Origin of the sequence: Peribacillus sp. NPDC094092 (genome assembly GCF_050279365.1) — a bacterium.
Classification (GTDB): Bacteria; Bacillota; Bacilli; order Bacillales; family DSM-1321; genus Peribacillus.
Map to the genome: position 1 here is coordinate 401527 of NZ_JBNNUC010000002.1, position 23430 is coordinate 424956.

Annotated in this window: 25 protein-coding genes; 16 read left to right on the forward strand and 9 right to left on the reverse strand. The window is 40.3% G+C overall.

The window, feature by feature from the left end; translation table 11 throughout:
• Positions 1-259 precede the first annotated feature (259 nt).
• Together ACQKNS_RS10925 and ACQKNS_RS10930 are read left to right on the forward strand one after the other, a co-directional pair.
• Positions 260-3295 (forward strand): efflux RND transporter permease subunit, encoded by a 3036-nt coding sequence (locus ACQKNS_RS10925; RefSeq protein ID WP_427642811.1) that lies wholly within the window; start codon positions 260-262, stop codon positions 3293-3295.
• Positions 3296-3519: 224 nt separating this feature from the next.
• Complete coding sequence (locus ACQKNS_RS10930) at positions 3520-4170, forward strand: DsbA family oxidoreductase (RefSeq protein ID WP_427642813.1); 651 nt, start codon at positions 3520-3522, stop codon at positions 4168-4170.
• A 657-nt stretch (positions 4171-4827) separates the two neighbouring features.
• On the opposite strand, the gene ACQKNS_RS10935 is transcribed toward ACQKNS_RS10930, so the two are convergent.
• Complete coding sequence (locus ACQKNS_RS10935; protein ID WP_427642814.1) at positions 4828-4950, reverse strand: hypothetical protein; 123 nt, start codon at positions 4948-4950, stop codon at positions 4828-4830.
• A 328-nt stretch (positions 4951-5278) separates the two neighbouring features.
• Here ACQKNS_RS10935 and ACQKNS_RS10940 point away from each other — a divergent pair, with 328 nt between their 5' ends.
• The 4 genes from ACQKNS_RS10940 (at position 5279) to ACQKNS_RS10955 (ending at position 7190) form a co-directional block, all read left to right on the forward strand.
• Positions 5279-5890, forward strand: a complete 612-nt coding sequence (locus ACQKNS_RS10940; protein ID WP_427642816.1) for a flavodoxin domain-containing protein — start codon at positions 5279-5281, stop codon at positions 5888-5890.
• Complete coding sequence (locus tag ACQKNS_RS10945; RefSeq protein ID WP_230135499.1) at positions 5883-5966, forward strand: hypothetical protein; 84 nt, start codon at positions 5883-5885, stop codon at positions 5964-5966. Before ACQKNS_RS10940 ends, ACQKNS_RS10945 begins: the two co-directional genes overlap by 8 nt.
• 4 nt (positions 5967-5970) lie before the next feature.
• Complete coding sequence (locus tag ACQKNS_RS10950) at positions 5971-6120, forward strand: FbpB family small basic protein (RefSeq protein ID WP_427642817.1); 150 nt, start codon at positions 5971-5973, stop codon at positions 6118-6120.
• A 617-nt stretch (positions 6121-6737) separates the two neighbouring features.
• Positions 6738-7190 (forward strand): DinB family protein, encoded by a 453-nt coding sequence (locus ACQKNS_RS10955; protein WP_427642819.1) that lies wholly within the window; start codon positions 6738-6740, stop codon positions 7188-7190.
• A gap of 27 nt (positions 7191-7217) precedes the next feature.
• On the opposite strand, the gene ACQKNS_RS10960 is transcribed toward ACQKNS_RS10955, so the two are convergent.
• Together ACQKNS_RS10960 and ACQKNS_RS10965 are read right to left on the reverse strand one after the other, a co-directional pair.
• On the reverse strand, positions 7218-7850 hold the full coding sequence (locus ACQKNS_RS10960; protein ID WP_427644170.1) for a DUF2238 domain-containing protein: 633 nt from the start codon (positions 7848-7850) through the stop codon (positions 7218-7220).
• 26 nt (positions 7851-7876) lie between these two features.
• A complete protein-coding gene (locus tag ACQKNS_RS10965; RefSeq protein WP_427642820.1) occupies positions 7877-8650 on the reverse strand; it encodes an alpha/beta fold hydrolase in 774 nt (257 codons plus the stop codon).
• A gap of 287 nt (positions 8651-8937) precedes the next feature.
• On the opposite strand from ACQKNS_RS10965, the gene ACQKNS_RS10970 reads away from it, so the two are divergent.
• Both ACQKNS_RS10970 and ACQKNS_RS10975 read left to right on the forward strand, forming a co-directional pair.
• Positions 8938-9099, forward strand: coding sequence for a hypothetical protein (locus ACQKNS_RS10970; RefSeq protein WP_427642822.1), 162 nt, complete (start codon positions 8938-8940; stop codon positions 9097-9099).
• 217 nt (positions 9100-9316) lie between these two features.
• A complete protein-coding gene (locus ACQKNS_RS10975; RefSeq protein WP_427642823.1) occupies positions 9317-9865 on the forward strand; it encodes a peptidoglycan-binding domain-containing protein in 549 nt (182 codons plus the stop codon).
• A 544-nt stretch (positions 9866-10409) separates the two neighbouring features.
• Here the strand turns inward: ACQKNS_RS10975 and ACQKNS_RS10980 are convergent.
• Complete coding sequence (locus ACQKNS_RS10980; protein WP_427642825.1) at positions 10410-10856, reverse strand: hypothetical protein; 447 nt, start codon at positions 10854-10856, stop codon at positions 10410-10412.
• 214 nt (positions 10857-11070) lie between these two features.
• Here ACQKNS_RS10980 and ACQKNS_RS10985 point away from each other — a divergent pair, with 214 nt between their 5' ends.
• Both ACQKNS_RS10985 and ACQKNS_RS10990 read left to right on the forward strand, forming a co-directional pair.
• Positions 11071-12498 (forward strand): phospholipase D-like domain-containing protein, encoded by a 1428-nt coding sequence (locus ACQKNS_RS10985; RefSeq protein ID WP_427642827.1) that lies wholly within the window; start codon positions 11071-11073, stop codon positions 12496-12498.
• 131 nt (positions 12499-12629) lie between these two features.
• A complete protein-coding gene (locus ACQKNS_RS10990) occupies positions 12630-13481 on the forward strand; it encodes an MBL fold metallo-hydrolase (protein ID WP_427642829.1) in 852 nt (283 codons plus the stop codon).
• A 106-nt stretch (positions 13482-13587) separates the two neighbouring features.
• Here the strand turns inward: ACQKNS_RS10990 and ACQKNS_RS10995 are convergent, their stop codons facing one another.
• The 5 genes from ACQKNS_RS10995 to kynU all read right to left on the reverse strand — a co-directional run bounded on the left by ACQKNS_RS10995 (position 13588) and on the right by kynU (position 18762).
• Positions 13588-14220, reverse strand: coding sequence for a LysE family translocator (locus ACQKNS_RS10995; RefSeq protein ID WP_427642831.1), 633 nt, complete (start codon positions 14218-14220; stop codon positions 13588-13590).
• 188 nt (positions 14221-14408) lie between these two features.
• Entirely contained in the window at positions 14409-15035 is a 627-nt protein-coding gene (gene kynB, locus ACQKNS_RS11000) for an arylformamidase (protein ID WP_427642833.1), read from the reverse strand.
• 40 nt (positions 15036-15075) lie between these two features.
• Positions 15076-15921: a tryptophan 2,3-dioxygenase gene (gene kynA, locus ACQKNS_RS11005; protein WP_427644172.1), complete on the reverse strand. Its 846-nt coding sequence runs from the start codon at positions 15919-15921 to the stop codon at positions 15076-15078.
• 58 nt (positions 15922-15979) lie between these two features.
• On the reverse strand, positions 15980-17395 hold the full coding sequence (locus ACQKNS_RS11010; RefSeq protein WP_427642834.1) for an amino acid permease: 1416 nt from the start codon (positions 17393-17395) through the stop codon (positions 15980-15982).
• 89 nt (positions 17396-17484) lie between these two features.
• Positions 17485-18762: a kynureninase gene (gene kynU / locus ACQKNS_RS11015; protein ID WP_427642836.1), complete on the reverse strand. Its 1278-nt coding sequence runs from the start codon at positions 18760-18762 to the stop codon at positions 17485-17487.
• A 173-nt stretch (positions 18763-18935) separates the two neighbouring features.
• On the opposite strand from kynU, the gene ACQKNS_RS11020 reads away from it, so the two are divergent.
• From ACQKNS_RS11020 to ACQKNS_RS11045, 6 genes are all read left to right on the forward strand, one after another.
• Positions 18936-19550 carry a TetR/AcrR family transcriptional regulator gene (locus tag ACQKNS_RS11020; RefSeq protein WP_230302015.1) on the forward strand — a complete coding sequence of 205 codons (615 nt, stop codon included), beginning with the start codon at positions 18936-18938 and terminating at the stop codon, positions 19548-19550.
• Between the two features lie 236 nt (positions 19551-19786).
• Positions 19787-20134, forward strand: a complete 348-nt coding sequence (locus ACQKNS_RS11025; protein WP_427642838.1) for a flagellar basal body rod protein — start codon at positions 19787-19789, stop codon at positions 20132-20134.
• Positions 20135-20153: 19 nt separating this feature from the next.
• Positions 20154-20789: a PspA/IM30 family protein gene (locus tag ACQKNS_RS11030; protein WP_427642840.1), complete on the forward strand. Its 636-nt coding sequence runs from the start codon at positions 20154-20156 to the stop codon at positions 20787-20789.
• A gap of 155 nt (positions 20790-20944) precedes the next feature.
• Positions 20945-21691 (forward strand): cell wall-active antibiotics response protein LiaF, encoded by a 747-nt coding sequence (gene liaF / locus ACQKNS_RS11035; protein WP_427642842.1) that lies wholly within the window; start codon positions 20945-20947, stop codon positions 21689-21691.
• Positions 21688-22734 carry a sensor histidine kinase gene (locus tag ACQKNS_RS11040; RefSeq protein ID WP_427642844.1) on the forward strand — a complete coding sequence of 349 codons (1047 nt, stop codon included), beginning with the start codon at positions 21688-21690 and terminating at the stop codon, positions 22732-22734. Before liaF ends, ACQKNS_RS11040 begins: the two co-directional genes overlap by 4 nt.
• On the forward strand, positions 22727-23368 hold the full coding sequence (locus ACQKNS_RS11045; protein WP_272492786.1) for a response regulator transcription factor: 642 nt from the start codon (positions 22727-22729) through the stop codon (positions 23366-23368). Before ACQKNS_RS11040 ends, ACQKNS_RS11045 begins: the two co-directional genes overlap by 8 nt.
• The last annotated feature ends 62 nt before the right edge of the window (positions 23369-23430 follow it).

Consider the following 23430-nt stretch of genomic DNA (forward strand, 5'->3'; position numbering starts at 1 on the left):
AGGCACTCGCTTTTCCCGCAGGAGTGTCTCGTACCTTCCATCCAATCCACTTTGTTTTACCAGTAAGATAGAACATCTTTTATCTAAAAACTGGGTGCTGCTGCGGCAGCTTTTTTTGTGGGAAAAAGTCCTCCGTTTCGAGAGAGACATAAAAAAAAATAAAAATCAATAAAAAATTAACACTCCAACATTAGTAATATATGGTAAGATTTGAAATGGAATTATTTTCTTTTAAATTATATTCAGGGGTGATTAGTACGTGGAGTTTTTTACTAAGTGGTCATTTAAGAACAAGGCTGCCGTATCATTGGTAACCATTTTTATTTTGTTGATTGGAGTTGTCAGTTATTTTAAACTGCCGATGGAATTTTTACCATCTGCTGATAATCCACAAGTTACGATTATCACAATGGGGCAGGGTACAGATTCAAAAACGATGGAAGCACAAGTTACAGATCCGATTGAAAGGGCAGTCACTGGAGTGAAGGGAAAGAGTTCAATATCCTCCACAACTGGAGATGGATTTTCCAAAGTAGATTTATTCTTTGAAGCCGGATCGGATATGAAACAAGCGAAACTTGATGTCCAAGAGGCTTTAGGCAGTGTAGCATTGCCACAAAGCATGGCAAAGCCCACTGTTACACAGTTAAATACATCGATGATTCCCATTTCATTTGTTTCCGTTACTTTTAAGGATGGATTAACAGCTGAAAATATAGACTTTGCCAAGAAGGAATTAGAGCCACTATATAAAGAGATTAAAGGGGTTTCGGATGTACAGACGTTTGGAGTTTCGCAATCCGTTCTTTCAGTCAAAGTGGATAATGAAGAATTGGCTAAAAAGAAAGTCTCCATTCAAGATGTCATGAGCGTACTAAACGGTCAGAATGCGGCTCTGGCCGTAGGCGAAAAAGTGATTGATGGGAAGGCAAGTAACATCAAGGTTATCGGGGATTTAACAAGTATTGAAAAATTAAAAGCGTTAAAGGTCACTCCAAATGTCACACTTGGAGAGATAGCAAAAGTTGAAGAAACGAAGGATGGCAACCTCATCAGCCGTTTTAACGGGGAGGAAAGCATTGATTTAAGCATTATCAAGGACAGTCAATCAAATGCTGTCACAATCAGTAAAGAAGTCGAAAAAGTAGCTAAGGAAATTAATGAAAAGTATAGTGACCAGAAATCGACCATTTATTTATCTACAGCTGATATGGTGGAGACTTCCGTTCAGACGATGGTAAAAGAAGTTCTGCTAGGTGCGCTATTCGCCACGATTGTCATCATGGTCTTTTTACGGAATGTACGATCTACATTCATTACAATCGTATCTATACCGCTATCTCTTGGCTTTACGCTATTTTTGCTGTCATTGTCGGGAGTGACGCTGAATATTTTGACGCTGGGTGGTGTCGCTGTTGCGATCGGGCGCTTGGTTGACGATAGTATTGTTGTTATTGAAAATATTTTCCGGAAAATGCAGCAGGAGAAGATTTCAATTGAATTGGTGATGGATGCAACGAAAGAAGTGGGAGTGGCGATAACAGCTTCAACCCTTACGACTGTAGCCGTTTTCTTGCCGGTTGCTTTATTGAATGGAGGGCTGCAAGAGTTTCTTCTTCCTTTTGCTTTGACTGTCACTTATTCTTTGCTGGCCTCTTTAATCGTGGCATTAACAGTTGTTCCGCTGATGAGTGCAGGGTTGCTGAAAAGGACGGAGCTGCCAAAACATCGCCCGGCCAAGCGTTTTACCAAGCTGGTTACTTGGTCACTAAACCATAAATGGGTTGTCTTGATTGTTGCTATGCTGTTGTTTGTCGGTTCCATTGGTACATATTTTGCGATGCCAAAAGGGGCGATTGATAATTCTTCAGCAGACTATGTCTCCGTGACATTAACTTATCCAAATGATCAGCCCTATGAAAAAGTGAAGGAAAAGGCGATTGAACTCGAAGAAACGATGCAGGGTATGAGTGAAGTGGATAATATTTTCATGCAATTAGGAAACTCTGCCGAGATGGCGCAATATGGTGAAGTCGCATCACCTACAGAAGCCATTTTCGGCCTCCTGTTGAAGGATAAAGCAAATGTAGATGCCATCCTGAAAAAAATGGAAAAGGAACAAGAAAACTATCCTGATGCGAAGCTTACGGCCCAAGCCTCTTCATTTATGATGGGGGCATCAAAGACGAACATTACGATAGATGTGATCGGCAGTAATGTTGAAGATTTGGAACTGACGGCCAATAAGGTCAAAGAAAGCATTCAGGATATTAAAGGAATTGAAGAGGTTACAACGAACCAAGATGAAAAGAAAACCATTTATTCATTCACGGTAGATTCGGCTAAAGGCAATACAGAACAAATCGGTCAGCAATTGGGTATCATGCTCAATAAAACGCCCATCGGCAATATCACTTTGCAGGATAAGCAGACACCTGTCGTCCTTGAACCAATCTTAGATCCTAAAAAACCAGAGGATTTAAAAGGTATTCCGATCATGACTGACGGCGGTCTAGCTCCGGTGTCTAAGGTTGCTTCTTTAAAGAGCGAAGAGAGTGCAACAACGCAGTTCCATAAAGATGGAGAAACTTATCTTCAATTGACGGCAACGGTCGATCCGACTAAGCTTTCCGATATTGCAAACAAAATAAATCTTGAGATATTTGGAGATAAAGAGAACAAAGGTCTTGATATTCCGAATGACGTTGAGGTTTTAGTCGGGGGAGCCAGTGCCCAGCAGACAGATGATTTTTCCGATTTATTCCTTACGATGTTAATTTCGATCGGCATTGTCTTTTTGATCATGGTTATCACATTCAAATCGATCAAAGCACCGATCGCCATTCTATTTTCCTTGCCATTCGCTGCCATTGGAGCGGTATTAGGATTGGTTATCAGCCGAATTCCAGTCGATATTACAGCACTGTTGGGTGCTCTCATGTTAATTGGAATTGTTGTGACGAACGCGATTGTACTTCTGGATCGAGTCAAACAAAACGAAGAAAAAATGATCATCCGTGATGCGATCGTCGAAGCGACAGCCACTAGATTCCGTCCAATCATAATGACGGCTGTAGCAACGATTTGTGCCATGCTGCCGCTTTTATATAAAAAAGCGGAAACAGGAAGCTTGGTTTCACAAAGTTTAGCGATCGTTGTCATTGGCGGGCTAGCTGTGTCTACACTGCTCACACTTATCGTCATTCCTTGTATATACGAATTGCTGTACTATAAAAAATCGAAAAAACAAAGAAAGAAAAAGAGCGAACCCGTTAACGAACAAATTGAGATGTAATAAGATAAAAAGTTTGCAGAGAAAGCAACGCTTTCTTTGCAAACTTTTTTTTGTAAAATAGTGCATGCTTTATAGTTTTTTAAAAATAATGGTTGACTTTCTCTTAACCTGTAACTAGAATGATTACATCTAGTGGCGGTGTTCTTATATAAAATTTTTTTGGGTTTTGATGTAACTGATTTGGTTACAAGTTTAGCTGATAATGAAAAGTGAGGGAATATATTATGACAGTGAAAATTAAAGCGTATTCTGATTTTATTTGTCCATTTTGCTTTTTAGGTAAAGGGCCTTTGGACGAAATCGTGAAAGAAAAGGATGTAGAAGTGGAATGGATGCCTTTTGAATTGCGTCCGAGTCCATATTCCAAAATCGATCCATGGAAGGAACCCGATAAATTGAATTCATGGGATTCTTATATTCTTCCTGCTGCGAAAAAGCTAGGGGTGGATATGCGTTTACCCCGTGTCTCCCCGCATCCATATACACATTTGGCATTCGAAGGTTGCCATTTTGCAAAGGAGCACGGAAAAGGGAACGAATTCCATAACAGAGTATTTACAGCGTTCTTTCAAGAGGAACAAAATATTGAAGATATGGAAGTACTGACAAAATTAGCGGGTGAAGTTGAACTTCCTGTAGATGATTTTAGAGAAGCATTAGTGTCACGAAAGTATCGGGAAGTGCACCAAGAAGCACTTAAACATGCTTATGAAGAAGCAGACATCAGGGCTGTCCCGACGTTTATTATTGGTGAGGAAGTGATTCAAGGACTAGCCAGCAAAGAAAGGTTAGCGCAAGTCATTGAGAAGGAAGAAGCAAAAAATAAACGGAATGAATTTGAGGGCTTGCAATGTGATGATAAGGGGAATTGCTAAAGGCCTTTTGAACTCACACGGTAAGGTCATTCAGGATACTCCTTGAATAGGGCTTAATTTTAGAGTACTTCAATATTAGACCCCCCCTTTTATTAATCAATAAATCCTTTCCATTTACTGTTTAATATAAAAGGGGGTTTTTTTAATGTAATTCTAGTTGAATTGTCGTAACAATATTAGAATCATCAATCCATAAATAAACATTCTTACATTTATACGTGAAATATCTAATGGCAAAAGTATCTTTTAAATAATCTTCTAAGATCCAACTGTATAAGGAGAGAGAGAGTAAAGGCCCCTTTGATGTGTGTTTTAAACAATCTATCACCTTATCGAACTCCATATCTTCGTATTTCTCTATACATTCAGATATGATCTTGTATGATTTTTGAGGTTTCCATTCATATTGCGTCTTGCTAATTGTTCCATATAGACCTTTGATTATTGGATTTAAATTATTTGACCTGATCAAGGAGAGAGATTCTTGATTCGGCTTACTTAACATGATTTCGGATGGTAATTCGTTTTCTAATACAATCTTCGTGTTGTCAAAATGCATCATAATTTCTTCGATTACTTGATTATCCATTCTTTTATCGACAAATAATGAAGTAACACTATTTTCATCTTGGCAACCCAACAGTAAGAAGAATTGAGTTAATAATGAATACTTTTTTTGGACGTTTGAATGGGGATAAATTCCCTGATCTTGAAATCTGAAAAACTGCCTGTATTAACTTCGAACTGATTAGTCGCTTCATTAGGTTTCAACCATTCCATTAGTAGCCCACCTAGTAAGTTTTTTATTTCACCATATCCATTTGCTTTGGCTGAATTTCAATTATTACATATTTTATCATAGTTATATTTTTGGGTGGAAGATGGTCACTTTTTATATTATAGACATTTCATTATATAAGATCACCAAGAGCGCGTTTACTCTTAATGGGTAAGACGTGCTCTTTTTATGGGGAGGTGAAGCGAAAATATACGTTCCTGTATTCATCCTGCATATAATTAGCGGAGGTAAATAATTGACAATGAGAATCATTTTCATTTATAGTGATATGTGTAATGAAAGTAATTCTCAATTAGGAAGGTGATATAGATGAAGGTATTCATTGGTTATGTCAGTTTATCCGGTAATACCGAAAAAATGGCTATACACATAAAGAATAGAATGAAGGCTGTCGGCTGTGAAGTATATATGGAAAGATTGGATACTGTTGAAGTTGATGCTTTAAAGGATTTTGATTTGGCCTTTATTGGTTTATATACATGGAATCTTGAAGATTTACCGTATGAAGCATACGAGTTTTATGAAGAAATTGACCAGGTGGACTTTACTGGAGTGAAAGTCGCATTCTTTGGTGCCGGCGACTTGACCCATTCGAGATCGTGCGCCGCGATAGATATCCTTTCCGATAAAATGAAGCAATGTGGATTTGATGTATATGATCGAGTATTGAAAATACACCAGGATAGCAGTACATACGAACAATTAAAGAAAAGTGAAGACTTTGCAGAGCATGCCCTTATATGGGGAAGCACTAGGAAGAAGTGGAGATTCTCCATGTGGGATCGGATGCTAGGCAGCCCAAAATACCAAAAGTCAGTATTTTTGTTAAGGAGGGTCCTTGATGATTACCCAATTAAGTGCAAAGGGAGAAGCAAAAAAAGAGGAACTTATACAAGAACTTCTGAAATTAGGGATTTTTAAAAAATATAATAAACAATTATACGAGCTTCCGATCGTTGTTTTACAAAAGGAATTCAATCATTTAAGAGGTGAATGAAAAAATGTCTAGGAGAAGGAAATCTTATACTGAACTGCTAAAAGAAAACCGCGAAATTCTGTTGCGTGACAAAATTGAAGTGGAACGTATCTATACAAAAATCGATCAAAAAGCCATCAAGGAAAAAAAAGGGAGTAAGCAAGTGCAATCATGACTGGTTAAAAATCAAAACCGAAATCCATTTTTCGATTTCGGTTCAGTTTGTCGACTGATTTCTGAAAACAACTGAAACCTTTTTTGAGGGTTTATAAAATTTGAACGTTGATTTCCACTCCAGGCACTCGCTTTCCGCGGGCGGTCCGGGAGCCTCCGCGGCGCTCTTTGCGCCTGTGGGGTCTCCCTTGGACACGCTTTTCCCGCAGGAGTCTCGTACCTTCCGTTCCAATCAAATGGAATGTTTATTTAAGAAAAAACTGTAGGCTGGTCTCATCCCGAACCTTGATAAGACTAGTCTATCCTTTATGGTTTTTTCATGTTTATTAAACTCTCACTAAATTGAAGATATTTGCGACACTCCTGCCGAGAAACTGGCTAGACGAGATCCCCGGAGACGCTTGCGTCGAGGAGGCTTGGCAGACAGTCAGCGGAAGGGAGCGGATTTCTGAAGTCTGAACCGAAATCCATTTTTGATTTCGGTTTTTTCTTTTGGGTCTGTTATTGAATGCTGTTTATTCCATATTCAACAAACCGTGCAGTTAGTTGAAGAAGAAGGTATTTTCCGGTTGGTTGCCGAATAAAAATCCTTTAGGTAAAACTTAGGGGGAGTGCAAATTGAAAACTGTAATAGATGGAATCAATCATTGGATAGGTTTTATACCTAACGAGTTCAACCGGATGACAGAAAAAGAATTAAATCATCGACCAACGCCACACAAATGGTCAAAAAAAGAGATTTTAGGACATCTATGCGATTCTGCATTGAACAATATAAATAGGTTTATCAAGATTCAGTACGTAGAACAGCCATATGTTATACAAACATATAATCAAGAACAATGGGTATTGGTTCAGAATTATCAAGAGCGGCCATTGGATGAGATCGTTAATCTTTTTTGTTCTTTAAATAAGCAAATCATACATATAATAACGAATACACCAAATGATAGATTATCTAATCTTTGTGATATAGGAAATAATCAACTACAATCATTGGAATGGCTAATAAAAGATTATCTAGAACATATGGAACATCATATTAACAATCAAATCCTAAATGAAAAATAGTGATCAATATCGATCACTATTTTTTATTTAATTTTTCACTTTCCGTAACAGCTTGTCATGAAGTTTGGACAAGGTGAACAATACAAGGATAGAGCCGATTAATGTTAATGACATATCCCATTGTGCGTCCCAAATATCACCTTGTGTTCCTAAAAACTCTTTTGAAGCTTTTCCGCCTTTCGAAATGACAGCAGATATCCATTCGATGATTTCGTATAAGGCTCCAATGGCAAGCGCAAAACTTAATGTAACAGCAAATAACCACGGTCCTTTTGTTAGGGGGGTTTTACGTATCACTATTTCTCTAATCACAATCGCAAATAAACCTTTTAGGAAATGCCCGAACCGATCATAATGGTTCCGGGTCAGATCGTAATGATCTTTTAGCCAATTAAAAAGAGGGACTTTTGAGTACGTATAATGGGCCCCGATGAACATGGTGATTGAAAGAACGGCAATGATGAAATAGGATAATGTAGTCAGGCGGAATTCATGATAGGTAGCAAGTACATAAATCAAAAACACAACGGCAGGAAGTACTTCCATTGTCCATATCAAGTATCCTTCAGGCTTAATGACTGACCAAATAAAAAAGGCAGTGACTAGCAATAGTAATAATAAATGAATCAGTTTACTTTTATCTCTTCCCACTTTTTTCACTCCATTAAATTTATCAGTTGATAGAATCAAACAGTTTGTGTATGGATAAAACACTTAATGCTTTCATTTAAATCATTAGCCGCTTTTGTAGGGATCTGATGCTTTGCATGATCGATGAATTTTAATTCCGTAAACGGCAATCTATCATGCAATAAATTAGCGTAAGGATGCAATGGTTTATCTTTTTTACCATAGACAAGCAAAATGGGCAGGTTGATTTTCTCTAGCTGGTGGGTACAGTTATAATGCAAACCATAATGGTAATACTGCTCGATATTTCTGGCATTTCCCTTTAGGGCTTCATTGAACATTTCGGTGAACAGCTTTTCGGTATTTGAATTGCTCCATGAAATGGAAAGCGCAAGAATTGGAACTGCGTCTTTATTGGCAAGTGATATTCCTAAAGAAATCTTTTGCTTTAAATATTTATCCCTCACTTCTGGCATTCCACCTATTACAATGCCTCCTAGAGCCCTATCGGCACAAGTCAGCAAATATTCCAATACGATGGAGCCGCCAGTCGAGTATCCACATATGATTGCTTTTTTAATTTTCAAATGATCCAACAGATGTTTGATATCTTCTATAATCAGGGGATAAGTTACTGGCAGCCTTGAATACTGACTTCTTCCGTGACCCCTGATATCAAAAGTGATAACTTTGAATTCTTTTGATAATTCCTCCATTTGGTATTGGAAATTCACACTAGTCAATACAGGAGGGTGAATAAAAACAATAGGAACCCCGTTTCCCTTAACAGAATAATACAGGCTACTACCGTCCACATCTAACATTGGCATGAATATTCACCTCAATAACTTAAATCGTTTTCAATCATGGAATGGCTAGACTATTTAATGAACAACTGGATGATAAAGTGATTTGGATTTTAGCGATATGAAATTGAAATTCCCATTTGAAGAGTGCTAATATCTCTCCTGAAAGAATTTACCCTTAAAAACGTATTTTTATAACGAATTGTTTTGGTAATAACCATCTTGGATTTTTTGACTTTATTTGAACAAGATATAAGAGTTCAGGAAATGAACAAAAATATATAAAATAGGTGATTATGATGAAGGCTAACATGAATAAAATTTTGCCAGTTGTCGCTTCGGTCGGAGTAGGTATTGCTACGTATCAAATGTTGAGTGGAAATGGCGGGAAAATGAAAAATATGGTTCCGCTTGCCACTAACTTGATGGGCATGGGAACTGGGATGCAAGGGCAGAATCAACAACAGCCATGAACACTAAAACAAATGATCCCCTTTTGGGATCATTTTGTTTTAGCCAAGAAAAGGGACCTCCATCATATAAGCTTCATGCACACCATGGATACTATTTACCATTTTTTATAATTTAAGTAATTAAACACCAATTAGATAACTCCATACGATATAATAAATGGGCTCCAAGGAAAGTGTCAGAAACCTGCAGGAGTGACCAAATGAATGGAGGTAATATGTGTTGAAGAAAAAATTATTGGTCGTTATTCCAACAGTTGCCCTGATGTTGGCCCCTCTAGGAGCGGGAACTTCAATTACCCACGCAGCAACAAAGGAGAAAATCGAAACGAAGGCGGAAACGCGCCCGACCCTAAGGAAAGGCTCCCGTTCGAGTTATGTAAGAGACTTACAGCAAAGCCTGAAAGATGTTAAATATAATGTAGGCGTTGATGGGATTTTCGGTACCCAAACACAAAATGTGGTAAGGGAGTTTCAAGTGGAACATAACTTGAGTTCAGATGGTATCGTCGGTCCGTTGACATGGGCTGCTTTAGATGAAAATAAGGTGGAAAGAAAACAATTCACGGAGAAAGACGCGATTGCACTAGGGAAGAAGAAGCTGGGTAACAAGATCGTATTCAGCGGTGATGGCAGATTGCTGAAAGATGGCAAAGGAAAATCCTATTATAAATATAAAGCAGCTAATAAAGATTGGATCGATCAAGGCGGCACAGGAACGATTGGGTGGTTCCACATTTATAAAGATGGCCGTGTAGTGGAACAATAAAAGGATATACAGGCAAAGAATGTTCTCACTTCATGTGGGATTTTTTTTATGTTTGGCATTGATATGAGAAGACTAAATACATCCATTTTTAGCTATAAATAACAAGTAAATATAGATATACTAGTAAATGGACAGCAATTTGGTATAGTGGGCAGCGGTCACTCCTTTGTAAGAAAGGGGGTGACGCTGGTGATTTCGATTATGGACGGACTGATGCTAATGATTTCATTCGCCTCTTTAATCGTCGCAATAATTGCGGTTACATTAAAAAAGTAACCCCCTCATACCATCCGGCCAGATGTATGTAGGAAAAGGGTTACTTTCATGATTGAGTAGCTACTGACTTACCACAGAAAGCCGCTGCTCTTTATGCAGTTTGCTGTTCATTGAGACGCTGGTTTAACCAGTGTCTTTTTTTATTTATGCTAGTTATCATTATTATATCCTCTTATTACCTATACATTCAACAAAAAACATGAAAGACCACCGATTGGTTTCTTTGGTGATTTCCAGAGTTTCATGAAACGAAGCTTTTGGTAAATAATCAGATTTTCGTTAATTTCCCGCCAGCTTCCAATTTGAATAATTTTATTCCTTTATAAGATAGAATCGACGGAATCATACAAAGCAAGGCCATCGGTAAACAATAAAGAAGATAGAAATGCCCTCCGTTTTCCAGCGAAGGAATAAAGGCTAAAGCAACTAAAAGTAAAGTGAAAAAAATGATCGTGAAAATCCCGAAAGATTGATGATAGAATCCGTGAATTTCCCTTCTTCGTTCCTCTTGGTTGGATAGGGTCTTTACTGCTTTGTGCGTTCGAAGGAATAGGTACAAGGAGAATATTAGAAATAAAGCGGAAAATGGTAAAGCGATCGCAAATAATGAAACGTCAAGAATGGAAAGATAAAAGCTGGATAAAAAGAAAACTTCTGATACCCCTAATGCAAAACAATAATTGAAAATACTTATTCTATCAGGTTGTTTAAGCATGAAATCCCTCCTTCTATATCATATTATGCAACTGCTTTCATGTTCACCACTTTGTCACATTTAAAAAGAAAAAAAAGTGCACCAAGAATCAAGTAAAGTGGGTTAGTGGCACATGCTCGATAACTAATCCGCATCATGAAGCATGCAGAAGTTGAATAGAGTCTTCGCATATTACGAATAGTAATAAAATATCGCTTGAAGGGGGGAGTGCTCAATGACTGTAAAAAAAGCAATTAAAGGATGTCTTTTTGTTCTTTTATTATATTTCCTTTATGTAGTGGTGACGGCAGTGGTTCTTTTCCCCAAAGCAGAAAAAGAAGAAAACAGGCCGATTAAACAGGTAAGTGCATATATGGGGGAGAAGGAATCCACAGTGGATCGTGTCCTGCTCCTCGAAGACGGTTATGAGTCGGGACTCGCCCGAATGCGAATGATCCAGGAAGCCCAGCATTCAATCGATATTGCCTACTATGCTTTTGGAAAAGGCAAATCAACCGAACTTTTTCTTGGAGCATTGATCGAAGCGGCTGACAGAGGTGTCAAAGTCCGAATCCTTCTGGATGGAATATCTCATGGACTCAGAGGTCAATTAAGCAGTGCCCGTTATGCATTGGCCTCGCATGACAACATTGAATTAAGATATTACGAAACAGTTAAGCCATTTAAGCCGTGGACCTGGCATAATCGCCTTCATGACAAGATCATCACAGTAGATGGAAAGTTGGGCATCATCGGAGGGAGAAATATTGCCGATAAGTATTTAGCCAGCAAGCCGCCGAAGGATTTTGTCTATGACAGGGATGTACTCATTTTCAATGCCAAAGAGGAAAAAGATAGTGTAATCGTTGATATGAAGGACTATTTGAATGAATTATGGACCCATCCATATACGAGCGATGTCTTTTCGTACCTTTCAAAAAGGCAAACGGAGAAAGGGAAACGTGAAAGTGCTGCATTGGCGAAACAATACAGCAAAGCTTTGCAAACTGAAGCCGATTTCGTTAATCCATCCGTCGATTGGAGCAAGGCTACAACACCAACTAAAAAAGTGTCCTTCGTTCATAATCCAATCGAACGTTTCAATAAATATCCTTTTGTGTGGAGATCTCTATTGGATATTGCAGCAAATGCCCATCAATCGGTATTCATCCAAAGTCCCTATATTGTTCCTGCGGATGCCTTGAAGGAATATGTACCGAAGAATATGGATTCAAAGGCTGATTGGACGATACTTACCAACTCGACGGCATCAACCCCGAATGTGATCGCTTTTTCCGGATACTTGGCGCTGAGGGATAGTATCGTTGAAACGGGGGCGAGGCTTTATGAATATGCAAAGCCTTATTCGTTGCATGGTAAATCGATTGTCTATGATCAACGATTAAGTGCAGTGGGTTCCTACAATTTGGATTCTCGATCTGCCTTTTTAAATACAGAATCGATGGTGGTCATCGATAGTGAGGCATTTGCAGCACAGTTGACAGGAGCCATCGAGTCGAAAATCTCCAATAGTACACTTGTTGCAGACAATAATAAATATATAGAACCGCCTGAAGATCAGAAAAAGGAAGTGTCTTTTTTTAAATCCACCTTTTTAAATGTCCTCTCGAAAATTACGGTTTATTTTAATAGGTTCATTTGAATGATGCGAAAAGACAGCAATCTGAATGATTGTTGTCTTTTTAGCCTTTCGCCGGGATTATCTTATGAATGCCTGTGTAATTTGCTATACTTGAGCAAACTAATCACAACTATCGTAAGGAGAACAGAAACATGCAAACATTACAGCACTTATCGAAACATATTGCCTACCTTCCGCCAGTACAGGAAACGGATCGCCCGGTACTTGCCGCCGTGACGGGAAACAAGAAAACGCTCATCATCGATGCCGGTAACTCTGTCCGGCATGCACAGCTCTTTAAGGACGAATTGCTTCGGAATGATTTAAGCGGGAATTTCCTCGTTCTTACCCATTCACACTGGGACCATGTATTCGGGCTGGAGAATATCGGGATTCCGGTGATTTGTCAGGAAAAAACATACACCAACATGAAAGAGATGCAGCCGCTTTCATGGGAAGATCAAGCCCTTGATCAACGGGTCGAAGAAGGGACGGAGATTCCCTTTTGCGCCGATGCAATCAAATTGGAACATGGGACGAATAGAAAAATTACCTTTCCTCTGCCTGATATCATCTTTGAAAAAACGATCACGATCGATCTCGGTGATATAACCTGTATCATTGAACATGTTGGCGGCGACCATGCCAAAGATTCCTGCATCATTTATGTACAAGAAGAAAAAACACTATTTCTGGGAGACAGCCTTTATGCCAATCTTTATGCTGAAAAATGGAATTATACGGCTGAACAGGCGTCGCTGCTCATTAAGAAAATTGAAGCCTATGATGCCGAAACCTATATCCTCTCCCATCATGCTCGGCCATGCACGAGACAGGAGATGGAGGCAGAGCTTAAGCTAATGAAAGAGTGTGCCAGAACCGTGGTCAAACATCGGGGAAACCGAGACTTAATGGAGCAGGAACTGGCTAAAGAATTAAAGCGGGATTTAACGGAGGACGAGCTCGAAACGGTTGGCTTTTTCGTGAATGGGTATGTTGAGTGATTTAAGCTCTGAAGGACCCAGTAAACAATATTCTGATTAAACATGGCGCAAATAAAAACTGCACCTCCAATTGTTAGACGTTCTAACGATTAGGGTGCAGTTCAAATTAATTATGAGCTTTTTCCAGAGCTAGCTTTATCCCGAAACCAATCAAGACCGTACCGGTTATACCCTCGAAAATCGCTTGGGTTCTAGGCTTTTTCATAAAAGCACTGATCTGGTTCAACAGATAGATATAAAATACAAACCACAACGCAGTTAACACGGTATATGTCATGCCCATGATCAGGAACGGTAAAAACGTATCATTTCCCGGATTCACGAACTGAGGCAGAAACGTTAAAAAGAAGACGGCCACTTTTGGGTTCAGCAGGTTGGTAAGGAACCCTTGTTTAAAGCAAGACTGGTTTTCGTACTTACTTTTGACGGATGTTTCAGCCGCTGCGGCCACTTGTTTGTTTTTTAATCCCCATAAGGTCTTGAAGCCTAGATATACCAAGTAAACGGCACCGACATACTTGAAGATGGAAAATAGGAAAGCGGATTTCACAATGATCGCTGAAAGTCCGAACACGGCAGCTGATGTATGAATGAGCAGGGCACAGCATGTGCCGAACATCGTTTTAAAACCTCCCGATGTTCCCACGGTAACGGTGTTCCTAGTGGCTATTGCTGTATCTGGACCAGGTAAGATGATGAGAAGGATGCACATGATGATGAATAAATAAAAGTTTTCCATTTTCGGACCTCCACTCTGATGATGAATTCTGAAAATTATAACATAGATGTACTTGGTTTAGGGAAAAAATTTGATGGTCATGCTTATCTCAGGAAAATGTAGGAGCGAGAAAAGCGGTCTGACTAATTTAATGAAGAAAAAACGAGCCAAATCATTTTTTGATCTGGCTCGTTTTTCGGAAAATTTTGTTAGGGTAACTTTTTCAACACAGCTCGTACCGGACTTCCATCTGCTTCGACTAATGGAAGAGGGAGGGCAGCCAACTCATAATTACCCGGACCTATACTATCTAGTACAAGACCCTCCAAAATGTGGACTCCATGACCGGCAAGTTCATGATGTGCCGACAGTTCTTTACTATCCAAGGGATCTACTGATGGTAAATCAAGACCAATAAGACGAACACCGCGTTCTGAAAGATATGCCGCTAATTCCGGTTGGATATGAGGAATCGTTTGCGGAAACACACTCCGGTCATTCCATGCATCCGTCCGAATTAACAGACGGGTGACGCCTTCCAGGTCCATACCGGATAATTCATTGATACCGATGCTAGTCTTGTTAGGTAAATGGATGACTCGGGCACTTCCCATATATAAATCGAGATCCAAATCAATCACTCTTTTTCCATCGTCATCAAAATGAAAAGGAGCATCAATATGGGTACCGGTATGGATACTCATATTGATTTGACCTACATTGACAGATCCACTTTCTTCTTTACTCCAATTGACTTTGTATGAGAAAGGTGTATCTCCAGGCCAAACTGCAACGTTTTCATCCAGACGTTGTGAAATATCAATCCATGTCCCCATGCACCTTACCTCCATCTCTTCTTGCTGTTTCTTGAATATCTTATAGCTTCGTTCTTAGACTCCATAATTCTGGGAAGAAGTGTTGATCAAGTGCCCTTTTTAAATACGTTACACCTGATGAACCGCCAGTTCCTTGTTTATTACCAATAATTCTTTCCACTGTCGTCATATGATTAAAACGCCATAATTGCTGTTGATGGCCAATGTCCACTAACTTCTCGCCAAGCTCATACAAGTCCCAATATTGCTCAACATCGCGGTAAACTGTCAGCCATGCCTCTTCTACACTGGCATTCGGTTCATATCTTTGTGACCAATCCCTGCTGATGGCTTCTTGATCAATAGGTAATCCGCGCGCCACAAGCGCTTTGATCGCCGCGTCATAAATACTTGGCTCATGAAGGGCCTGCTGCATTTGCTCGTATAAATCTGTTTGGTGCTGATAGACTGAGAGCGTATGGACATTTTTGTTTCCTAATGCAAATTCAATCAAACGATTCTGATAAGATTGGAATCCGGAAGATTGTCCCAGTTTATCCCTGAACTCCATGTATTCAGCAGGCGTCAAAGTTGAAAGGACATTCCATGACTGGATCAATTGCTGCTGGATCCTCGAAACCCGCGACAGCATTTTAAATGAAGGTTCCAACTTGTTTTGGCGGATGGACTCAGTTGCTGCTGTCAACTCATGTAAAATGAGCTTCATCCAAAGCTCACTCGCTTGATGGATAATGATGAATAGCATTTCATCATGATGATCGGAACATCTATGTTGACTAGTTAAAATCTTATCAAGGTGGAGATAATCTCCGTAAGACATCGATTTTTGAAAATCGGTTTGAATTTCTTTCTCTAGACCAGTTATTGTTTGTTCATTTTTATCCATATTCTTCATTCCGCAATCTCCTCACTTTTCCATATGCAAAACTATTTATTCCGTCATTCTATTCTATCTTCTTTTCCAGGGATTCTTCCATTACATTATGGTTAATATTCCTTCTTTTTGAAACATAATAAGCAACAGCTAAAAATAGTAACCAAGGTATCCCGAATTGAAGCATGATCTTGAAATCTGTAAACCATGTTGTAATCATTAAGCTGAATAGAAGAACGGCTCCCAGTATCGTTAAATATGGAAAACCGATCATCCTTACCGGCAATTTGCGTCCGCCGGTTCTCTCCCATTTAACCCTGAAAAACAAATGGGAAATGAAAATCATGAGCCATGTGAACATGGCACCGAACATGGAAATCCCCATCATGAATGCATAGGATGAACCAGGGAGTAACGCATGAACGCCTGCAGCAATGAAAATGCCGGTTGTAGAGACAGCAAGTGCTTTTCCCGGAACGCCCCTTTTGTTTAACTTTCCTAAAAAGCTAGGTGCATGTTTTCCTCGAGCTAATGAAAACATCATACGTGTTGATGCATAGAGCTGAGCATTCATGGCAGATACTGCAGCCGTTAAAATAATAAAGTTCATGATCCCGGATGCACCAGGGATGTTCAAGATTTCCATTACTTTTACGAATGGACTTTCATCGATCCCAGCCGTTTTCCACGGAACGATCATCAACATGATGCCGATTGTCAGCACATAGAAGGTGGATAAACGGAACACGGTCGCTTTTAAGGCTTTAGGAACAGCTGCATCCGGATCTTTTGCTTCTCCTGATGTAACCGCTATCATTTCGGTTCCAAGAAAGCTGAATAAAGAAATAAATACGGCTACCCACATTCCCCAGCCGCCAAATGGGAAAAAACCGCCTTCATTTACAAAGTTCTCAGGTCCTATATGCGGCTGATCGGATGAACCGAATAGTACATAGGATCCAAGAAGGATAAAACCGACAATGGCACTTATTTTAATAAAGGAGAACCAATACTCAAATGTAGCGAATGTATTCACGCTAGTGGCATTTACATAAATCAGGGCACCTGCAAACACCAAAATCCATACGATTCCCGGCACGGTCGGAAACCAATACTTCATATACACACTGACCGCACTTACCTCAACTCCAACAGCCAAAACATTGGCAATCCAATAAGAATAGCGAACAAGATAGCCTGCCATCGGAGTCATGTACTTTTCAGCAATGGCCCCAAAAGATCCTGAAGTGGGATGGGCAACCGTCATTTCGGCTAAACAGCCCATCAACAGTAAAACAATGAACGCCCCGAGTGCATAGCTGAGCAATACACTTGGCCCTGCCGCTTGAATGGCAAGCCCGCTGCCAAGAAATAGCCCTGTCCCGATGGCACAGCCCATTGCGATCATGGAAAGCTGTTTTGTTTCCAGCTCACGTTTTAATCCTTTTTCTGGCTCATCAATAAATTGAGTATTTTTGTTCTCCATAGTTCATCCCCTTTTTATCAAAAAAGATTTTATCCTGCCCTAATTAACTACCCATTTGAGGGATGGGCCCCATCTGGCGGAATCCCATGTTATGCAACCACTTCACGCTCATTCTTGAATTTTTCATATTGTTTCTCTGACATGATTTTCTTGAGTATTTGTACAACTTCCCAAACTTCTGCGTAGGAAGTATATAGTGCAACCGGAGCGAGACGAATGATGTTAGGTGCTCGGAAATCGGGAATGACACCGTTCTCTTTCAATGCCTTGCATATCCGTGCCGCTTCTTTATGCTCAAGGCTTACATGACCTCCGCGGCGTACGTCTTCTCTAGGAGTTCCAATGTGAAATCCCATGTCTGCCAATTCGGATTCGATTAAATCCATTAAATATTGATTGATTTTCAGGGATTTTTCGCGAATGTTCTCGATTCCCGCTTCAATAAAAATGTCCAAAGACCCAATCAAAGGAGCACAACTTAACACATGCGGCGTGCCGATTTGATACGCGCCCGCCGATTCAGCTGGTGTTAACGTATGTTCCATATCGAATTGTTTATCTTTTTTGGAGCCGAACCATCCAGCCAATCCAGGCATCGTCCCGAAATGTTTTCGATTTACATATAAACCGCCTACACCGCCAGGGCCGCCATTTAAATGTTTATAATTGCACCAATACGCAAAATCCACGTCCCATTCGCTGAATGAATGCGGAATGGCACCGATAGAATGACATCCGTCAAATCCGATTACTATTCCTCTTTTATGAGCTTCATCAGTTAATCGTTTCATATCCAATATTTGACCGCTGCGATACAGGACCGTTGGCAAGATGATCAAAGCGATGTCATCGGTCATTGCTTCGATGATGTCATCCTCTTCAAGAAATCTGCCATCCGAGCTTTTGACGCGGATGAGATCGGTTTCCGGATCGTATCCATGTGTGCGCAGCTGACTTTGAAGAGCATAAATATCAGTCGGAAAGGTTAATTCATCCGCTAAAATTTTGATGCGCGTTCCTTCAGGCTTATAAAAGGTGGAAACAAGCTGATGCAGATTTACAGTTGTGGAGCCGGTTACGATAACTTCCTCGGGAGAAGCCCCGACCAATGGGGCCATCTTCGCGCCCAATTTCTCAGCCATGAAAAACCATGGGTGATTCCCTTGCGTCCAGCCATCAATCCCATGTTCCTTCCAATCTTCCAAAGATTCCAAAAGGGTGCGTTCGGCCCTTTTCGAAAGAAGACCCAATGAATTTCCATCCATATAGATGGATCCCGGCTTTAAATAAAACTCTTCTCGAAAACCTTTAAGAGTATCTTTCTCATCCATTTGTTTAGCGTGATCCAATGTGTATTCAGAAACCATAATCATCCTCCTATATTAGTATTCTAAATAATTCTAGGAGAATCGTACCAAAGAATATGACATCATGTCAATAAGTTAATTCAGAAAATTATAAACATTGAATCGATCTTTCCAACAAATGTTTTTTATTTGATGGAAATCCTTTATGCTAGAAGATAAGGGGAGGAATAAGCATGGAGAATGGCAAAGTAGGGGATAAACGGCATTTACGCTCGATCATGACACGGCAAAAGTTATTAGAAGCTGCAAAGGAAACATTTCTTGAAGAAGGTTATCAAGCTGCGCTTATTTCCCAAATGATCAAAAGGGCAAACATCGGATACGGAACGGCCTATGTTCATTTTAAAGGGAAAGAGGATTTGTTAATTGTATTAATGGAAAATGTAATGGAGCAATTTTATGAAATTGCCGAGACCTCTTTCTTTCCAAAATCAAAAGACGAAGCAAAACATATCATAAACAGACAAGCTAATGCTTTTTTGAAAATGGCAGAAGCCGAACGCAATATGATGCAAGTTTTCGAACAGGCCATCGGGATCTCAACCATTATTTCAGATAAATGGAAAGCGATCCGCATGAAGTTCATCCAGCGCATTTCAAAGGACGTCGCCTACGCACAGCAAAATGGGCTGGCAAGAGCTGAATTAAACCATGAGCTAGTGGCAAGAGGGTGGTTCTTCACGAATGAAATGTATCTATGGGAAATTGTCCGAAATGAACACCAAAGTTCTGTTGAAGAAATTGCTCAAACCATCACCTCAGTTTACGTCGAAGGCTTGTATTTGTAATGATAGTGGCACTCCACCAATCTTCCGGTTATATCGGAAGATTTTTTTTATTCAAGGTCAGCATTTATAACACTAAACGCACGAGTAAAGTGCCCAAACACACGATCAAAACGTGCTCACTAGCATCGGACTTACAGCGCCTACGCCTTAAGTCTTACTAGAAAATATAGCTAAGGCTCATTATACGAACTTGTAAAAGTAGATAAGATATAAACATAGAAAGGAGGACGAAAACAATGAAGAAATTTGGTTTATTTATTGTAGGGCTGATCGCACTTTTCCTGTTACTGGCGAACGTTGGTCCACTGATCAGCCTGGCGATTTGCTTGGTGATCCTATACTTTGGATTCAAGCAGTTCATGAAGTCCGAATCGACAGGGGCGAAGATTGCATGGGGGTCCGTCTCCATTATCGTGCTGATCGTTTCTATTTCCCATATCCCGGCAATATTGGGATTGGTGGCAGCATATGTTCTTTACCTAGTCTATAAAAAATGGAATGAAAATGATGAAAGTGCATCATCGAAAGAAAATGACCCATTCTCAAATTTTGAAAGAGAGTGGAAAGAGTTGAATAAGAACTAATAGAAGGGATGGAATTGGAATGGGTAATTTATTTTCAAGAATGAAACAAACGATTTCAGCGGATTTTCACGACTTGCTGGATAAAAAGGAGCAAAAAAATCCGATCGGTATGTTAAATCAATATTTGCGTCAATGTGAGCAGGAGACAGAAAAGGTCGGTAAGCTGCTTGAACGTCAATATCTTTTGAAAGAAGAGTTTACGCGTGAATATGATCAGGCGCAAAATCTGGCTGAAAAACGTAAGCATCAGGCTGAAATTGCCAAGCAGTCGGGAGAAACGGATTTAATGGAGTTTGCTGTAAAGGAAAGCCTGCACTATGAAGAGCGAGCGCTAAGTTTGAAGGAGGCGCATAAAAGCGCAGAGGTTCAGTTGGATGAACTGGAGCGAAAATATGAAGAAATGAAGCATAAGCTGAAGGATATGCATCTAAAGCGTCTGGAGCTGATGGGCAGGGAAAATATTGCCCGGGCAAACAACCGGATCAATCGGGTTTTGGATGGGGGACGATCCGAAGCCAAACCTGTAGCGATGTTTGAAGAAATGGAGCATTATATCGATCGCATCGAGCATCAGGTCCATACTGATTATAATCGGCATACGATCGATGCCAGGATTGCCCAGCTTGAAAAAGAATTGGAACAGAAAGAAGCGTAAAGGTTTATTAAGGCTGCTGTCATCCCCTGACCTTTTGGAATGGAGGGCGGGGGAAAACAGGCTGTCAGAACATGATAATTTCATGGTATTCTTAAAAGGCACGGGTTCCTGTGCCTTTTAAGAATATCATGATCATATACAGGGGAGGCGAACCGATGTTGAACAAGATGAAGACGGACTATATGGGATGGATACTTCTCATCGGAGTCGTCCTGATTTTTTTAGAAATTTCATTTACGGGCGGAGGTCTCCTTTTTTCCCTCGCTTTTTCAATAGGATGCATCTATTTAGGCAGGAAATTCACAAAACGGACAATCGGGAAAATCCTTTTTTTTATAGGGTTGATTTCCCTTATCATCAATGTCTTGAATATGTTCGTCTTTAAATTTTTCCTAATGGCGATCCTCCTTTATCTTTTGTTTTTATATTATCAGTCCAAAAAGAATCCAGATTGGGTCAGTCCCATTTTAACCAATGATGATTCCGACGAAGAAAAGATCAATAAGGAACAATTGCTAAAAACCGATTTCCTTTTTAAAAATAAGTTTTTCGGCCATCAACAGACGGCCGAGCATGTATATGAATGGAATTCCGTGAATGTTCAGGGCGGGGTCGGTGATACGGTTATCGATTTAAGCAAAACGATTTTACCGAAAGGCGACGCTGTCATCTCCATCAGGAATATCATTGGCAATATCACTGTTCTCGTACCGTATGGCATCGAAATCAGGGTCCATCATTCCATCATTGCAGGCAGAGCGAGGATTTTCGAAAATAAGCCTGAATCCAAGGTCTTTAATCAAATTTACTCCTACCAAACGGAAGGATTCAATGAAACGGATCAAAAGGTCCATATCATCACTTCAATCTTAGTTGGGGATTTAGAGGTGAAGCGGATATGAGTATACTGACGCGCCAGATATTGACCGCGCTTGGTGTTGCTTTCGTGCTTTCCCTTGCCTTGCCGGCGGCGGTTTTCTTCATCTTTCCTTTATCCGACTGGAGCCTATTGTGGGGGAAAGTGGTCATGGGTTTACCCTTCGTCATATTCCTGCCAAGCCTGGTCATGACGGCAGGGCTGATTTATGGAGTCGTTTCGGGAATGTTTTGGAAGAGGCAGCTGGAAAGGGTGGATGAAGGATTGCATTTGCTTGAACAGGGCCGCTTTCCTTCGCAACAGGAGACGTATCCTGTCCAGGAGATGGCTAAAATGGTGGAACGGATGCATCTAATCCATAAGCAAATCAATGAACAGACAAAATTATCACAAAAAATGGCGAATGAAAAGGCCATTGATCAGGAGAAACAAATCCAGGAAATCGTTTCCCAGGAACGAAACCGTTTAGCGCGGGAACTGCATGATTCGGTGAGCCAGCAATTGTTTGCCGCTTCGATGTTCATGTCGGCCATCACCGAGTCACAATCCGATATGGAAAAAACGGAAATGAAACAATTCAAGGTAGTGGAAGAAATGATCCATCAATCCCAGCTTGAGATGAGGGCGTTATTGCTTCACTTGAGGCCTGTTGCATTAAAGGGAAAATCTTTACATGAAGGAATGAAGGAGCTTCTTTTGGAATTGGCCCAAAAAGTGACGATGGATATTAATTGGAAGATGGAGGCTGTCACTCTGGATAAGGGGATTGAGGACCATCTGTTTCGGATTTTACAAGAATCGATTTCCAATACACTGAGACATGCCAAAGCGAACTCGCTTGAAGTGCTATTGATCGTTCGTGATGGGATGATCATTTTACGGATAACGGATGACGGCATCGGTTTTAACGTCGAAGAGTCGAAAACGGGATCATATGGTCTGCAAAACATGCATGAACGGGCTGTTGAATTAGGCGGAACGATGCAACTTGTAAGCGTTCCGAATAAAGGAACGAAACTTGAAGTGAAAATCCCATTATTAAATGCTGGAGGTGATCATGATGATTAAAGTATTATTTGTCGATGACCATGAAATGGTAAGGATAGGTGTATCGGCTTATTTATCCGCGCAGTCGGATATCGAAGTGATCGGGGAAGCGGACAATGGCTTGAAAGCTGTCGAACTGGCAATGGAATTGCGTCCGGATATCATTTTGATGGATTTGGTGATGCCGGAAATGGACGGCATAGAAGCGACGAAACGAATTATCGAAAAATGGCCTGAAGCAAAGATCATCATTGTGACTAGCTTCCTGGATGATGAAAAAGTGTACCCGGCATTGGAAGCCGGGGCGACGAGCTATATGTTGAAAACGTCAAAGGCCAGCGAGATTGCGAGAGCCGTCCGATCCACTTTCCAGGGACAAAGCGTACTTGAACCTGAAGTGACGGGAAAAATGATGGAGAAGCTGCGTCGCCCAAAGGTCACCCAGCTACATGATCAATTGACAAACCGTGAAATGGAAATTTTGCTGCTGATGACACAAGGGAAAACGAATCAGGAAATTGCGGATGAACTATACATAGCCCTGAAAACAGCCAAAGTGCATGTCAGCAATATATTAAGTAAGCTTGCCGTACAGGACCGCACGCAAGCAGTGATTTATGCATTTAAACATTCGCTCGTCCAGGAAGAAGAGTAAGTTGTGTTTAGGTAAATATTCCATACTGTAAAGTTCTTTCAAGGCTGCTGATTGCAGCCTTT